Below are 15151 nucleotides of genomic sequence, written 5' to 3'. Positions count from 1 at the left end.
TGCCATTGTAAAAAGGCCCGCGCGTGCGGGCCTTTTTTTTATGTCTAATTCTGCGCTGGCGGGTTGGCCGGGGGAGCCGGAGCCGGGGTTGCAGGCTCACTCTGTGTCGCCGGTGGCGGCGAAGGCGGAGCGGAAGTATCGGTTCCGCTGCCATTGCGGTAGAAGAAGTAGCCCAGAAGGATGATCGCAGCCAGAAGTACCGCGCCAAGCAGATAGCCGCTTCCGCCGCGATTGGGCGGTGGCATTCCGGTTTGGCCAGTCGGGTCCGAAAGGTGCGGATCTCTGGTTCGCGGGTCGAGGGGATCAACCATATCGGGTTCCTCCAATGGTTCCTTCCATCATCGAAGCGATAGCCGGGAGCGTCAGTTGGCCGGGTATTGGGTCATTCATGAACCGCTTCAGGCACCAACCGCATCATGTTGCGAAAACACACCCGGTATATAACAATGCGAAAAGGAGAGGATCGTTCCGAAAACTCCAAGATAAGAAAGGAGTATGGATTGATAGGTCTGCGGGCGGGCGCGGTGAATAAGCCGTTAACCCGAGCGAAACTGCCTATCGCTATGTATATTCAATCACGGAAGTGATCCGGCAAGCCGGATTATGATCGATCAACTGGCTATGCAGGTTTTATCACTGTAAAGCTGGATCATCACAAGCGCTTAAAAGCCACGCCGAAATTTAAGGAAAAGATATTATGCCTTCGAAAGAAAATATGAAAACCATTGAGCGCTTCGAAAAGCTTTCGTCGCTTTTGCGCGATGAACAGTTCAAGCTTCTGGATGAAGCAGCCAGAGAAGAAGCGCTTCCGGGAAAATCCATACTGAGACAGATTGCCGAACTCGAACTCAATATTACTGCCATTGAAAATAGTATCACCGATCTTAGAGCCTGAATCAAAAAGCGGCAGGCCGAGGCGAAAATGGCGATTTACGAGTACCGGAGCGCAGTGTACTTAACGTACATGAGTACCGGAACGCAGAAAATTGCCATTTGCAGACCGGAATGGCGACTTTTGGAACAGGCTCTTAGAGCCGGTTAGAAATATTCAGCCACATGGGTCCTATAGCGGAATTACCCGGTAGCCCTTTGCGCGTAGCAGTTCGATTATACCGTCCTTGCCCGGCAGATGTAGCGCGCCCACGGCAATAAAAGCATTTCCCTTGTCGATGATCGGGACGGCGCGATCAGCCATGAGGTGATTCCGGTCCGAAATGAGATATTTTAAGAATAAATCATAGTCATCGTCGGAAAGGCTGTCGGGAACAATTTTCCGGAGCGCCGGCATGATCATCCCGATTTCACCATCGAGATAGAGGGCAGTCGTCGTCTCCATGGCATCCTCGATTGCGTCGCCATAATCGATGGTGGCGACAAGGCTGCGGAGGTGGAAATCAAGCGGCATCCGGTTCATCGCGGTGAGCTGCTCTTCCGCGCTTTCAAGGCCCTGAACATCGCGGCCTTCGGCCTGTGCATCGAGGGCAAGCTTTTCATCGAGCGATTTCTCGCCTTCGCCTTGCCGCTTCCTCTCGCATTTGGGAAGGGCCAGCAAGCTGGATAGCACCCATGGTTTCATTTTGGCGACCGCGTCGAGAACAATGCCGCGTTCTGCGAGCTTCCGTTCGATTTCCTCACGCCGTTGCTCGGGGAGATGCGCTTTGAGCGTGGTGCCGTCGGTGAAAAGCAGCAGCTCGGGTTGCTCCAGTCTGACACGCAGGAAAAACTTCGGGTCCAGAATATCGGTCGTTTCAACGACGACGGTGCTTGCCGATCGATAGGCCTCGTCGGTGGCTTTCGACAGCGTCAGGACGCGGGGATCGGAAAAATGCATTGTGCCGAAGAGATAGGATGGCTCGACGCCCTGCTTGTCGATTTTCCAGAGAAGCCCTTTGCGATTGGGAATCTTATCGGCGTCTCGCTGCAATTCCTGCCAGCTTGCCGGGTCTCTCGTCTCCAGTCCCTCCATGAGATTGACGCCGTGCGGGGTGCAAGCGGCGGATATATTGTCGGCGTGAGCGGGGATTGTGCCTGCAAGACAGGCAAGGAGAAGAGTCAGAAGCAGCTTTTTCATGAGGGCAATATAAGACCGTTTTTCACAGATGCGAGACCAATATCAAGCGCGCGGATGTGCCTTGTCGTAAACTTCCAGAAGCCGCTCGGTATCCACGCCGGTATAGACCTGCGTAGTTGAAAGGCTTGCATGGCCAAGCAGTTCCTGAATGGTCCTGAGATCGCCGCCGCGCCCCAGAAGGTGGGTGGCAAAGGAATGGCGCAGCGCGTGCGGCGTCGCACTGTCGGGCAGGCCGAGACCGGCGCGCAGCTTCTGCATTTCGCGCTGGATGATCGCCGCATGAAGAATGCCGCCCTTGGCGCCGCGAAAAAGCGGCTTGTCGGCGGTAAGGTCGAACGGGCAAAGCGCCCGATATTGGGCGACGGCGCGATGCACAACGGGCAGCAACGGCACGAGGCGGGCCTTGTTGCCCTTGCCGGTGATGGTGATCGAAAGGGCTGTGCTGTCGGATAAAGCGTCGCCCATGAGGCCAAGCGCTTCTGAAATGCGCAGGCCACAGCCATAGAGCAATGTCAGAACGGCGGCGTTGCGCGCGGCGATCCATGGTTCCTCCGCCATCTGCCCGTCGGCGGCGACCACGCGGCGGGCATCTTCGGCGGTCAGCGGTTTCGGCAGGGATTTCGGCTGTCGCGGCGCGCGCATGGCACTTGCGCCCGCTGCATTGGCAAGGCCGCGTTTTTCCAGATGGCGCAGCAGCGAGCGAACACCGGCAAGACCACGCCCCAGCGTTCTGGCGCCGACGCCGTCATTGCGGCGGCTGGCCAGAAAGGAGCGCAGATCGGCGATCCGCAGATTGCCGACATCTTTTAGCGACGGCGGCTCGCCCAGATGGCCGGTCAGGAAATTGAGAAACTGGCGCGTGTCGCGTTCATAGGCCTCGAGCGTATTTTCGGACAGGCGGCGCGCATCTTTCAGCGTCTTCAGCCATTCTTCCCGCGCGGCTGCGAGGTCGGCGCGGGCAGGGATCAGAAATTCGCTGTTCGTCGTCATAATCGGGCCGATCGTTCACTCTGGATTCGCGTGCAGTCTGCCAGCGATAGGTTACCGGCTGGTTTTCGTGGGTTGAAGAGCGATTTTCTGACGAAATGACGTGAAAAAGACCAACGAAAGAGCTATTGAACGAAAAATAGTCCTCTCCGTGCAGCAGAAACAAGGTTGGCAATGCCGCGTCCAGAAAACCCGATCCAGCTCGCCGTCATCGGTGCCGCCCATGGCACGCGTGGCGAAGTGCGAGTGAAGACCTTTACCGGCGATCCGCTGGCCATCGCCGAATACGGCCTGCTTTATGACGAACAGGGCAAGAGCTACGAGGTTCTGGAAGCGCGTCCTGCAAAGACCGTGGTGGTCGTGCGGTTCAAGGGCATCAACGACCGCAATGCCGCCGAAGCGCTGAACGGGATCGAGCTTTTCATCGATCGTTCGCAACTGCCGGATGACGAACTGGATGAAGACGAATTCTTCCAGACAGACCTCATAGGCCTGCTGGCGGTGGATGCCGAAGGCAAGACCTATGGCGTGGTGAGCGCGCTCTTCGATTTCGGCGGCGGCGATCTCATAGAGCTTTCCGAAAAGGGCAAGCGCCCGATGCTCATTCCGTTCACGGAAGCTGCCGTGCCGGAGATCGATTTCGACAAGGGAACATTGCTGGTCGAGCCCTATGCCGCCGGATTGATCGCCGACGATGAGGACGAGCGTCCGCAAAGCGAAAAGAAAAAGCCGAAGAAGTCATGACCGAAGTTTCCAAGGTCGATGATGAGGCCGGTTTCTTTCATGCATCCGTGCTGACGCTTTATCCGGAAATGTTTCCCGGACCGCTTGGCGCTTCGCTTGCGGGCAAGGCGCTCGGTGAAGCCAAATGGCGGCTCGATGCGGTGCAGATACGCGATTTTGCGGAAGGGCGGCATCGTATGGTGGACGATACGCCATCTGGCGGCGGCGCCGGCATGGTGATGAAGCCGGACGTTATCGCCCGCGCGCTGGATTCGGTTGCCGACGGTCAGCGTCCGATGCTTTTGATGAGCCCACGCGGAAAGCCGCTGACGCAAAAGCGCGTTCGCGAACTGGCCGAAGGGCCGGGCGCGATCATTCTCTGCGGGCGTTTCGAAGGCGTGGATGAACGCGTGATCGAGGCGCGCAATCTCGAGGAAGTATCGATTGGCGATTACATCCTGTCGGGTGGAGAAACTGCGGCCATCGTGCTGCTCGATGCCATTGTGCGGCTTTTGCCGGGCGTGATGGGCAATCGCGAATCCGGCGAGACGGAGAGTTTCGAGACCGGCCTGCTCGAACATCCGCACTACACCCGCCCGCAGGTTTGGGAAGATCGGCCCATTCCCGAAATCCTGACCTCCGGCAATCATGGTGCCATTGATAAATGGCGGCACGAACAGGCTGAGCGGATCACCAGGGAGCGGCGTCCCGATCTTTGGGACGCCTATTGCGAGGGAAAGCGCAAATGAACCTGATCCAGCGGCTCGAAAGTCTTTCCCTCGCGCTGCTGGCGCTCGGAGCCTATTGGGTCAGTGGCGCAAGCTGGTGGCTTTTCGCCATTCTCATCCTTGCGCCCGATCTTTCGTTCTTCGGCTATGTGAGGGGACCGCGTACAGGCGCGATCGTCTATAATATTGCTCATAGCTGGATCGGCGTGGTGTTGGTGGCGGTGCTTGGCTGGGCCATGAACTGGCCGCTTTGCCTCGCAATTGCGCTGATCTGGGCCGTGCATATCGGCGTCGACCGCGCACTCGGCTATGGCCTCAAATATGGATCAGGATTTCAGGATACGCATCTGGGCCGGATTGGCCGTTAGATCGCCGATCTGATGTTGTGTTGGGATGCGCTCTGAATAAAAATGCCCGGCAGACGCCGGGCATTTTCGTCTCTTTTTGTCAGGCAGAGTGCTGATTTGCAGGACTGCGAAGTTCTGTTTGTGACTTGCGCAGGATAAAATAGACGCTGCCGCCAATACCCACGCCGAAGAACCAGCCATAGGTCGCCCACCAGCTCGGCAGAAGATTGGTGGCCATTGGCAGGACGGATGAGAACAGGGCGCCGATAGCAAAAGCGATGAAAGCCTTGACGTGCCAGCCATTCTGGAACCGGAACTCACCGTTTTCCTGATAAAGATCGGCCACATTCAACTGTCCGCGACGCAGCAGATAATAATCGACCATCATGATCCCGAAGATCGGGCCCATGGTGGAGCCGAGGAAGTTGACGAAATGTGCGGCGCCGGTTTCCCACGGGGCGAACGGATAGAGGATCAATGCGATCAATGCTGCGATGACACCGCCCCGCTTGAACGAGACTTTCTGCGGCAATGTGTTGGAGAAGTCGAAGGCGGCGGAAACGAAGTTCGCAACCACGTTGATGCCGAGCGTGGCGACGGTGAAAGTCAGCGCGGCAAGCAGTGCAAGGAACCAGCTATCGAACTTTGCCGAAATCTGGTCGGGATGAAGCAGGACTTCGCCATAGACTGTGAAGGCAGCGGTGGTGGTGACGCCGGCGACAAGGCAGAAGGCCAGAAGATTGACCGGCAGGCCCCAAAGATTGCCGCGCCGCAAGGATGCTTCATCCTTGGCATAGCGCGAGAAGTCGCAGAAGTTCAGATAGAGTGCCGCAAAATAGGTGATCCAGGTGGCCGCGACAGCAGCGAGTGCCGCAAACGAACCCGGCTCGCCGGTAACGCCTGCATCTTTTGTTTTCTCGAGAAGCACATCGCGCGGAATTTCGCTGCCGAAAGAAAACGTGCCGGCCTTGATAACCAGATAAACGGCCAGGATCAGCATCATGATCCAGACTGCGGGACCGGCCCAGTCCTGGAATTTGCGGACAGTTTCCATGCCGCGCTGGATGATGAGAAGCTGGGCTGCCCAAACCAGGACATAGCAGATGACTTCGAGGGTCGAGTGGCCGAGCAGATGGCTGTTCTGGTGAAAGGACAGCATGCTTTCGTTGCGGATAAGCAGCGCGACGATGGCGCCGGAGGCGGCAGCGGTCTGTGCGCCATACCAGAAACAGGCGACGACACCGCGCACGAGGGCTGGAAAATTGGCTCCGAACGTGCCGAAGGATGCCCGCGCCAGCACCGGAAAAGGCACGCCTGTCCGTACGCCGGCATTGCCGACCAGAGTCATCAGGAAGAAGATGACCAATGATCCCGCACCGATCGCTATAACAAAGTTCAGAAAACTGCCGCACAAAAGAAACAGGCTTGCGGCAAGATAATAGCCCCAAAGGCTGTGAACATCCGATGTCCAGACGTTGAAAATGCTGAAGGCGCCCCATTTGCGTTCTTCGGCTGGTGCCAAATCCTCATTGTACAATGAGGGTGATGGATTTTTGATTGTCATACTGTCCCCTTATTAGCTACAACTTTTATAGTTGTTTACGATTTGTATTTTTATTGTTGACGATAGTTGTGGCACAGTCTTTCCAGGCTGGCTACGAAAAATTCTGACAGGGCGTGACAAACGGGTCGTGATGCTGTATGTGCCTGCCAGTTCGGGAAATCCCGACATTGTAATACCTCGTTCGGGCAAAGCCCGAGGCGTCCCAAACCAATAAATGGTGTACCGCTCCTGCCTGAATTTGAAGGCATAGCCACAGGGCCAAGGATTGCTTGGTGGCAAGTGCAGAGCGCTCTGACTGTTTGAGAAGAATGCAGAAGGAGAAAGACGATGACCGATATCATTCGTCAGCTTGAAGCCGAACAGGCAGCAAAGATCGAAGAAAAGCGCAAGCTTCCGGATTTCCAGCCAGGCGACACCGTTCGCGTTCAGGTTCGCGTGACCGAAGGTACGCGTACCCGCGTGCAGGCCTATGAAGGCGTCTGCATCGCCCGTTCCGGCGCTGGCCTCAATGAAAACTTCACCGTTCGCAAGATTTCCTATGGCGAAGGCGTGGAGCGCGTATTCCCGGTTTACTCGCCGGTCGTTGAAGGCGTTGAACTGGTTCGCCGCGGCAAGGTTCGTCGCGCGAAGCTTTACTACCTTCGTGGCCTCACCGGTAAGGCTGCGCGTATTGCTGAAAAGAAGGACAACCGCACCAAGGCCGAGCGCGAAGCTGACAAGCGCGCCGCCGAGCGCGATGCCGCCGCAAAGGCCGCTGCTGCTGAATAAGTTTCACAGCATCCTGTTTAAAGAAGGCGGCCTCTGGTCGCCTTTTTTATTTGCCAAAAATGAAGCCTTGCGTAACATATTGCATAATTACGCCAAAATCTCGCAAGATTGTTACTGCGACACCCTGTGGCGGTTTCTGTTTCTTGACGAAACGCCAAGGCGGGTGCATATGACAGGAAATTAGAGCGGTTCCAGTCAAGACTGAACCATTGGAGTTGCTCTGGCTATTTTTTCACGCATTTGCCCACGCAAAACCGTTTCACACTTTTGCTGGAAATGCTTCTAAGAACCATTCAAAGGACCTCTCGCAATGAGCGCGCCGCGTACACTTTATGACAAGATCTGGGACGACCATGTAGTGGATCAGCAGGAAGACGGAACCTGCCTCCTTTATATTGATCGCCATCTTGTGCACGAAGTGACGAGCCCGCAGGCTTTCGAAGGCCTGCGCATGGCTGGCCGCAAGGTGCGCCATCCTGAAAAGACGCTGGCCGTTGTCGATCACAACGTTCCGACCTCGCCGGACCGCATCAACGGTATCAAGAACGAGGAAAGCCGCATTCAGGTCGAGGCTCTGGCCAAGAATGCCGCTGATTTCGGCGTCGAATATTATTCCGAGCGTGACCGCCGTCAGGGCGTCGTGCACATCGTCGGCCCGGAACAGGGCTTTACGCTGCCGGGCATGACCATCGTCTGCGGTGACAGCCACACCTCCACGCACGGCGCTTTCGGTTCGCTGGCGCATGGTATTGGCACGTCCGAGGTGGAACATGTTCTGGCAACCCAGACGCTGATTCAGAAGAAGGCCAAGAACATGCTGGTGCGTGTGGATGGCAAGCTGGCTCCGGGCGTCACCGCCAAGGACATCACGCTCGCCATCATCGGCGAAATCGGCACCGCGGGCGGCACTGGCTATGTGATCGAATATGCGGGCGAAGCCATTCGCGCCCTGTCGATGGAAGGCCGCATGACGGTCTGCAACATGTCGATCGAAGGCGGCGCCCGCGCTGGTCTCATCGCGCCGGACGAAACGACCTTCGCCTATATCAAGGACAAGCCGCGCGCGCCGAAGGGCGAAGCGCTGGATCAGGCGATTTCCTACTGGAAGACGCTGCATTCGGATGAAGGCGCGCATTTCGACAAGATCGTCGAACTCGACGCCGCCAAGATTTCCCCGGTCGTGTCCTGGGGTTCCTCGCCGGAAGACGTGGTCTTCGTCACCGACATCGTTCCGAATCCGGACGAGATCAAGGACGAGACCAAGCGGGCATCGAAGTGGCGCGCTCTGGACTATATGGGCCTGAAGCCCGGCACCAAGATGACCGATATCAAGATCGACCGCGTATTCATCGGCTCCTGCACCAATGGCCGTATCGAGGACCTGCGCGACGCTGCACGCATGGCTGCGGGCAAAAAGGTTGCCGCTGGCGTCAGCGCCATGATCGTGCCGGGTTCGGGTCTGGTGAAGGAACAGGCGGAAGCCGAAGGCCTCGACAAGATCTTTATCGAAGCCGGGTTCGACTGGCGTGAGCCGGGGTGCTCCATGTGCCTTGCCATGAACGACGATCGTCTGAAGCCGGGCGAACGCTGCGCTTCCACCTCGAACCGCAATTTCGAAGGCCGTCAGGGTTTCAAGGGCCGTACGCATCTCGTGTCGCCCGCCATGGCCGCCGCTGCCGCGATTGCCGGACATTTCGTCGACATTCGCGAGTGGAACTAGAGCATTTCCGAACCAGAAGGTTCCTCGAAGGCTCTTGGAAGATCAAACCGCCGGTTCATCCCGGCGGTTTTTCGTTGGCTGTAGATTAGCAGGTTTTTCACGCTTTGATTGTATGGGTGTGGCGGGGTGGCTGTCGGCGGAAGTCCTTGAGTGCCGGCACGGGGAAGAGCATCGATGAATGGAGCCGACTTTATCCTGTTGATCAACATGACCGTTTCCGGTCTGTTTGCTTTCGCATTTCTCGGCATTGCCGTTTATGCGCGGGATAATGCTGCGGCACCGGTCTTTGCCTTGGGCTTTATTTTCGCAATGCTCTATTTCCTGACCGAGCTTGCCATGCCTTCCATTCCCAATCCCCGCATCGGCTATATGCTCGCCTTTACGGCCTATTATCTGGCCTTGTCCTGTCTGGTTGTCGGTCTGGCCCGAATGTATGCCCGGCCTGTGCCATGGATAGCGCTCGGACTTCTGACCATTGCGTCGCTTGCCGTGGTCTACGGCATATATGACATCGCCCGTAGCCAGATGATCGGCATGCTGCTTTATCAGACGCCCTATTTTCTGGTGCTTCTGCTTGCTGTGTGGGTGATCCTGCGCGTGGATCGCAACGCCATCGACACGCTCATGGCGGTGCTGTTCGGCGTCAGCGCCGTCCATTTCCTGTTCAAGCCCGTTATCGCCGTGTTGTCCGGAGGTGCAGGCGCTGAGCCGGCCGACTATATCGATACGACCTATGCAATGTTCTCGCAGTCGATTGGTGCTGCGCTTTCGGTCGCTGGCGGCTTGCTCCTGCTGCTGAGCCTGATGCGGGAGCTGATCACCGATATGCAGATACGTTCGGAAACGGATCAGCTTTCCATGCTGCTCAACCGGCGCGGTTTCGAGTTTCGCGCCGAAGCGGCGATTGAAAAGTCGAAGCGCATGCGGCAGGCTTTGTCGCTGGTCCTGTGCGACATCGATCACTTCAAGGCCATCAACGACACGCACGGCCACGCTTTGGGGGATCGCGTCATCGCCGCCTTCTCCGCCGAACTGCGTAAAGCGGCGAGCGTCAAGGGCGGCATTGCCGCCCGTGTCGGCGGTGAGGAATTCGCGATCATCCTGCCGGGAAACACGATCCAATCGGCATGGCGATTCGCGGACAAGACGCGGCTTGTCTGTCGCGATATTCGTATTGCGGGCAGGAACGGGGAGATCGAGTTCACGGCAAGCTTCGGCGTCGCGGAAATGGAATTCGATGATGTATTTTCCGATCTCTATAAACGCGCGGATGGCGCGCTTTATGAAGCGAAAAAGGGCGGGCGCAACAATGTGCGCACGGCGCTGCCGATACTGGCTGACGAAAACGTGCTGGAATTCCGGTCAATGACGGGGCGCTGAACAGCCCTAGTGATAGCCGCAATTGGCGTGGTCCAGAACCGGCGTTTCTCCGCGATCGGTCCCGTACATGAAGGCGCGCCCGTGCAGCACGACCGCGCTTTCGCAATTGCTGTTGGGCTTGTCGACGATATAGGCAACCGAGCGATCTCGCGGTGCGGTAATCAGCTTCATGCGTTGCGGCGAGGAGGAAGCTGTCTTCTGCGCCGCGCCGACCCGGATGATCTTCGCGCCATTGCCCGGCATCTGGATGACAAGATTTCCCGAGGCATCGATGGAGCGTGTCGCATCGTCGGCCCGTGCGGCACCGGCGAGCGCAAGCACGCCGACGACAGCCGCGCCAAAGATTGTCCGTCTGCGTTTTGCCATCGTTGTTCGAGCCTCGTCGACGGTGATCACCAGGAGAATGCGGACTATCTTAACTCTTTCTTTACCTTTGTCATCCGTGCTGGCTACAATCGAACCGGTCTTCCGTGCGCTGCTGCTTCGCAGGCTGCATGCGGAAGGGCCGGAAACGCCAAGGAACGTCCAATGACCAAAGATCATGCCGTCGATATTGCGCTCCTCCATCTGCGGGATGCCCATGAGTTCGCGCCGCTGCTGGCAAGCTATGCGCAGGCGCTCAAGCGCGGTGCTCCGCGCCGCCCCGATGATTTTTATGCCGAGCATCTGCTTCAGGACCGTGCCGCTGAAACGCTGGGAGCCCGGGTCGACGGAAATCTGGTCGGCTTCGTGATCTTTTACGATCTGCCCGAACCGGTGACCGGCCTGCGTGCAGGGCAGGTCGATCATATCTACGTACACCACGATCATCGCGGAAAAGGCATCGCCAAGGCGCTGATCGACGTGCTGGCCGACAAGGCCGAGGAGCGCAGTTGGTCCAAGCTGGTGCTCAACGCCCCGCGCGTTCCGGAAGACGGGCGCAAGCTCTATGAACAGATTGCGACGGCTGCCGACTGGTCGAGCTATGTGATTCGATTCGGCAATTGATCGATTTCGCAAAAGTGGATGAAATTACACATGTTTTTGCCGGTTGCGGTCTTCAATCGTTTGAATGCCGCAATCACGCGAATGTGTCGCCGAGGTGCGACCAATTGTTAGTCTTTTCGTGAAAAAGCTTCTTTGACGTGATGGTAAAAGAGCAGTAGAAAGCGCCACATAGGGCCGTACGCCACGGTCCAGCCATATTTTCTTGGGTCGTACCGGCGCGGGATCGTAAAGTCCGGTTCCCTGTGCCTCGGACGGCGTCGAACCCGGGTTCGTGAGAACCCGCAACCTGGCTGCCTTGCTGATCGTCGTCAGCGGGGTGTGGCCGGAGAGAAACGTCAGGGAAGCCTACAGAGCCATGACACAACCGACTGTAACGCGCCAGCGTCCTTTGTCGCCGCACCTGTCTATCTACAAGCCGGTCATTACGATGACGATGTCTATCGTCCATCGCATCACGGGCGGCGCACTTTACTTCGGCACCCTGCTGCTGGCGGCCTGGCTGATTTCGGCTGCGGTCAGCGAAGAGTGCTTCAACACCGTCAATGCATTGTTCTCGTCCTGGATCGGCCGCCTGATCCTGTTCGGCTATACATGGGCGCTTCTGCACCATCTGGCCGGCGGCGTTCGCCACCTGATCTGGGATACGGGCGCAGGTCTTGAAAAGCACACCGCTTCCAAGATCGCCTGGACGACCGTCGTTTTCTCCGTCATCGCCACGATCCTCGTATGGGTCGTCGCCTATTCGGTGCGCTAAGGGGAGCTGGTTTCATGAACGGTATGAACAATGATATGCGCACCCCACTCGGCAAGGTCCGGGGTCTGGGATCGGCCAAGGAAGGCACCGGCCATTTCTGGTATCAGCGCCTGAGCGCGGTCGCCCTTGTGCCGCTGGTCATGTTTTTCATCGGCCTGGTCGTTTCGCTCAATGGCGCAAGCTATGCGGAAGTCCGGGCTGCACTTTCGCATCCATTCACTGCCATCGTGATGGCGCTGTTCGTCCTGACCGGCGTCTACCACATGCGTCTGGGGATGCAGGTCATTATCGAAGATTATGTGCATGGCGAAGGCATGAAGGTCGTGCTGGTGATGCTGAACAGCTTCTTTACGGCTGTTGTCGGCTTCGCCTGCATTTTTGCGATCCTCAAGCTGAGCTTCGGAGGTTGATAGCCCGATGGCTAGTGCAGTAAACAATGCGGCGCCTGCCGCTGCAAGCAAGTACACCTATGTCGATCACAAGTTCGACGTGGTGGTCGTCGGGGCTGGCGGTGCTGGCCTGCGCGCAACGCTCGGCATGGCCGAGCAGGGCCTGAAGACGGCTTGCATCACCAAGGTTTTCCCGACCCGTTCGCATACGGTTGCCGCACAGGGCGGCATCGCCGCTTCGCTCAAGAACATGGGCCCGGACAGCTGGCAGTGGCATATGTACGATACCGTCAAGGGATCGGACTGGCTCGGCGATACCGATGCGATGGAATATCTGGCGCGCGAAGCGCCTGCCGCCGTCTACGAGCTTGAGCATTACGGCGTGCCGTTCTCGCGCACGGAAGAAGGCAAGATTTATCAGCGCCCGTTTGGCGGCCACATGCAGAATTTCGGCGACGGCCCTCCGGTCCAGCGCACCTGCGCTGCCGCTGACCGTACCGGCCACGCGATCCTGCACACGCTCTACGGCCAGTCGCTCAAGAACAACGCGCAGTTCTTCATCGAATATTTCGCGCTTGATCTCATCATGACCGACGGTGTGTGCACCGGCGTTGTGGCGTGGAACCTCGATGACGGCACCATCCATCGCTTCTCCGCCAAGATGGTGGTTCTGGCGACGGGCGGTTATGGCCGCGCCTATTTCTCGGCTACCTCGGCGCACACCTGCACCGGCGACGGTGGCGGCATGGTGGCACGCGCCGGCCTGCCGCTGCAGGACATGGAATTCGTGCAGTTCCATCCGACCGGCATCTATGGCGCGGGCTGCCTCATCACCGAAGGCGCGCGCGGCGAAGGCGGCTATCTGGTCAATTCCGAAGGCGAGCGCTTCATGGAACGCTATGCCCCTTCGGCCAAGGACCTTGCCTCGCGTGACGTTGTTTCGCGCTGCATGACCATGGAAATCCGTGCTGGTCGCGGCGTCGGCAAGAACAAGGATCACATCTTCCTGCATCTTGACCATCTCGATCCGGCTGTTCTGCATGAGCGCCTGCCGGGCATTTCCGAGTCGGCAAAGATTTTTGCAGGCGTGGATGTGACCAAGGAACCGATCCCGGTTCTGCCGACCGTTCACTACAATATGGGCGGCATTCCGACCAATTACTGGGGCGAAGTGCTGAACCCGACCGCCGACGACCCGGACCGCGTGCAGCCAGGCCTGATGGCCGTTGGCGAAGCGGGCTGCGCTTCGGTGCACGGTGCGAACCGTCTCGGCTCCAACTCTTTGATCGATCTCGTGGTGTTCGGCCGTGCGGCTGCTATCCGCGCCGGTCAGGTCATCGACCGCAAGTCGAAGATTCCCGATCTCGACCTTGCTGCCTGCGACAAGATCATGGAGCGCTTTGATCGCCTGCGTTTTGCCAACGGCTCCCGGCCGACCGCGGAACTGCGCGAAAAGATGCAGCGCACCATGCAGGAAGATGCCGCGGTGTTCCGCACCTCGGAATCGCTCAAGCAGGGCGTCGAGCGCATGGAAAAGCTCTGGAAGGAGCTGCCGGATGTCAAGGTTACTGACCGGTCGATGATCTGGAACTCCGATCTGGTGGAAACGCTGGAGCTGGAAAACCTGATGGCCAATGCGCTGACGACGGTTGTTTCGGCGGAAGCGCGTCAGGAAAGCCGCGGCGCCCATGCGCATGAGGATTTCCCGGATCGCAACGATGCCGAATGGCGCAAGCACACCCTGTCCTGGCTGTCGCCGGAAGGCAAGGTCAAGCTTGATTACCGTCCTGTCCACCTCGATCCGTTGACGACGGAAGAGGAAGGCGGCATCAGCCTCGCCAAGATTGCGCCGAAGAAGCGCGTTTACTAATCAAGGGAAAGAGCAATGGTTGAACTCGCACTTCCCAAGAATTCCCGCATGCAGGAGGGCAAGACCTGGCCCCGTCCTGATGGCGCCAAGCGCGTCACGGAATTCCGTATCTATCGCTGGTCGCCGGACGATGACGCCAATCCGAGCATCGACACCTATTATGTCGATCGCGACGATTGCGGCCCGATGGTGCTGGATGGTCTTCTCTATATCAAGAACAAGATCGACCCGACGCTGACGCTGCGCCGGTCGTGCCGTGAAGGCATTTGCGGTTCCTGCGCCATGAATATCGATGGCGCGAATACGCTGGCCTGCACCAAGGGCATGGACGACATCAAGGGCGCCATCAAGGTCTATCCGCTGCCGCACATGCCGGTGGTGAAGGATCTTGTGCCGGACCTCAGCAATTTCTACGCCCAGCATCGTTCCATTGAGCCCTGGCTCAAGACGGTTTCGCCGGAGCCCCAGAAGGAATGGCTGCAAAGCCATGAGGATCGCCAGAAGCTTGACGGCCTCTACGAATGCATTTTGTGCGCCTGCTGCTCGACTTCGTGCCCGAGCTACTGGTGGAATGGCGACCGCTATCTCGGCCCCGCCGTGTTGCTTCAGGCCTATCGCTGGCTGATCGATAGCCGCGACGAAGCCAAGGGCGAACGCCTCGACAATCTCGAGGACCCGTTCCGGCTCTATCGCTGCCACACGATCATGAACTGCGCGCAGACCTGCCCGAAGGGCCTGAACCCTGCCAAGGCGATTGCCGAAATCAAGAAGATGATGGTCGAGCGCCGCGTGTAATTCTATTGTTTGATGGCTTTAGGGGACCGGCTTCACATGTGGGGCCGGTCTTTTTTATGGAGTAAGTC

Annotated in this window: 17 protein-coding genes and 1 pseudogene; 12 read left to right on the top strand and 6 right to left on the bottom strand. The window is 58.0% G+C overall.

The window, feature by feature from the left end; genetic code table 11:
* Window positions 1-44: 44 nt before the first annotated feature.
* Entirely contained in the window at window positions 45-311 is a 267-nt protein-coding gene (locus AC0TOF_RS09340) for a hypothetical protein (protein ID WP_473768025.1), read from the bottom strand.
* A gap of 386 nt (window positions 312-697) precedes the next feature.
* Between AC0TOF_RS09340 and AC0TOF_RS09335 the strand changes: the two genes are divergently transcribed.
* Complete coding sequence (locus tag AC0TOF_RS09335) at window positions 698-895, top strand: hypothetical protein (RefSeq protein ID WP_473768024.1); 198 nt, start codon at window positions 698-700, stop codon at window positions 893-895.
* On the opposite strand, the pseudogene AC0TOF_RS09330 reads toward AC0TOF_RS09335, so the two are convergent.
* The 3 genes and pseudogenes from AC0TOF_RS09330 to AC0TOF_RS09320 all read right to left on the bottom strand — a co-directional run.
* A pseudogene (locus AC0TOF_RS09330) lies at window positions 832-993 on the bottom strand (flagellar basal body P-ring protein FlgI); the annotation flags it as partial. The gene AC0TOF_RS09335 and the pseudogene AC0TOF_RS09330 sit on opposite strands and share 64 nt — an antisense overlap.
* Before the next feature lie 70 nt (window positions 994-1063).
* Window positions 1064-2071, bottom strand: coding sequence for a TraB/GumN family protein (locus AC0TOF_RS09325; RefSeq protein ID WP_473768023.1), 1008 nt, complete (start codon window positions 2069-2071; stop codon window positions 1064-1066).
* Window positions 2072-2113: 42 nt separating this feature from the next.
* On the bottom strand, window positions 2114-3061 hold the full coding sequence (locus AC0TOF_RS09320) for a tyrosine recombinase XerC (protein ID WP_473768022.1): 948 nt from the start codon (window positions 3059-3061) through the stop codon (window positions 2114-2116).
* Between the two features lie 171 nt (window positions 3062-3232).
* Here AC0TOF_RS09320 and rimM point away from each other — a divergent pair, with 171 nt between their 5' ends.
* Genes rimM through AC0TOF_RS09305 form a run of 3 tightly spaced genes read left to right on the top strand, consistent with a single transcriptional unit; the run spans window position 3233 to window position 4877 of the window.
* Window positions 3233-3802 (top strand): ribosome maturation factor RimM, encoded by a 570-nt coding sequence (gene rimM / locus AC0TOF_RS09315; protein ID WP_473768021.1) that lies wholly within the window; start codon window positions 3233-3235, stop codon window positions 3800-3802.
* Window positions 3799-4530 (top strand): tRNA (guanosine(37)-N1)-methyltransferase TrmD, encoded by a 732-nt coding sequence (trmD, locus tag AC0TOF_RS09310; RefSeq protein ID WP_473768020.1) that lies wholly within the window; start codon window positions 3799-3801, stop codon window positions 4528-4530. Before rimM ends, trmD begins: the two co-directional genes overlap by 4 nt.
* Window positions 4527-4877 (top strand): DUF4260 domain-containing protein, encoded by a 351-nt coding sequence (locus tag AC0TOF_RS09305; protein ID WP_473768019.1) that lies wholly within the window; start codon window positions 4527-4529, stop codon window positions 4875-4877. Before trmD ends, AC0TOF_RS09305 begins: the two co-directional genes overlap by 4 nt.
* A gap of 79 nt (window positions 4878-4956) precedes the next feature.
* On the opposite strand, the gene AC0TOF_RS09300 is transcribed toward AC0TOF_RS09305, so the two are convergent.
* Window positions 4957-6420: an NCS1 family nucleobase:cation symporter-1 gene (locus tag AC0TOF_RS09300; protein WP_473768018.1), complete on the bottom strand. Its 1464-nt coding sequence runs from the start codon at window positions 6418-6420 to the stop codon at window positions 4957-4959.
* 327 nt (window positions 6421-6747) lie between these two features.
* On the opposite strand from AC0TOF_RS09300, the gene rplS reads away from it, so the two are divergent.
* From rplS to AC0TOF_RS09285, 3 genes are all read left to right on the top strand, one after another.
* Window positions 6748-7188, top strand: a complete 441-nt coding sequence (rplS, locus tag AC0TOF_RS09295; RefSeq protein ID WP_121999913.1) for a 50S ribosomal protein L19 — start codon at window positions 6748-6750, stop codon at window positions 7186-7188.
* 310 nt (window positions 7189-7498) lie between these two features.
* Window positions 7499-8908 (top strand): 3-isopropylmalate dehydratase large subunit, encoded by a 1410-nt coding sequence (leuC, locus tag AC0TOF_RS09290; RefSeq protein WP_473768017.1) that lies wholly within the window; start codon window positions 7499-7501, stop codon window positions 8906-8908.
* Window positions 8909-9082: 174 nt separating this feature from the next.
* A complete protein-coding gene (locus tag AC0TOF_RS09285) occupies window positions 9083-10288 on the top strand; it encodes a GGDEF domain-containing protein (RefSeq protein WP_121999916.1) in 1206 nt (401 codons plus the stop codon).
* Between the two features lie 6 nt (window positions 10289-10294).
* On the opposite strand, the gene AC0TOF_RS09280 is transcribed toward AC0TOF_RS09285, so the two are convergent.
* A complete protein-coding gene (locus AC0TOF_RS09280) occupies window positions 10295-10654 on the bottom strand; it encodes a hypothetical protein (RefSeq protein WP_473768016.1) in 360 nt (119 codons plus the stop codon).
* Between the two features lie 162 nt (window positions 10655-10816).
* On the opposite strand from AC0TOF_RS09280, the gene AC0TOF_RS09275 reads away from it, so the two are divergent.
* From AC0TOF_RS09275 to AC0TOF_RS09255, 5 genes are all read left to right on the top strand, one after another.
* Window positions 10817-11275, top strand: coding sequence for a GNAT family N-acetyltransferase (locus tag AC0TOF_RS09275; protein ID WP_006470954.1), 459 nt, complete (start codon window positions 10817-10819; stop codon window positions 11273-11275).
* A 355-nt stretch (window positions 11276-11630) separates the two neighbouring features.
* A complete protein-coding gene (gene sdhC, locus AC0TOF_RS09270) occupies window positions 11631-12029 on the top strand; it encodes a succinate dehydrogenase, cytochrome b556 subunit (RefSeq protein ID WP_121999917.1) in 399 nt (132 codons plus the stop codon).
* Between the two features lie 14 nt (window positions 12030-12043).
* On the top strand, window positions 12044-12439 hold the full coding sequence (gene sdhD, locus AC0TOF_RS09265) for a succinate dehydrogenase, hydrophobic membrane anchor protein (protein ID WP_025089930.1): 396 nt from the start codon (window positions 12044-12046) through the stop codon (window positions 12437-12439).
* Between the two features lie 7 nt (window positions 12440-12446).
* Complete coding sequence (sdhA, locus tag AC0TOF_RS09260; protein WP_473768015.1) at window positions 12447-14288, top strand: succinate dehydrogenase flavoprotein subunit; 1842 nt, start codon at window positions 12447-12449, stop codon at window positions 14286-14288.
* Window positions 14289-14303: 15 nt separating this feature from the next.
* Complete coding sequence (locus tag AC0TOF_RS09255; RefSeq protein WP_121999919.1) at window positions 14304-15083, top strand: succinate dehydrogenase iron-sulfur subunit; 780 nt, start codon at window positions 14304-14306, stop codon at window positions 15081-15083.
* Window positions 15084-15151: the final 68 nt, after the last annotated feature.

Source organism: Ochrobactrum sp. PL_is501 (assembly GCF_055816895.1).
Note: the sequence above shows the minus strand (reverse complement) of the source record. Positions and strands in the feature narration are given on the sequence as shown.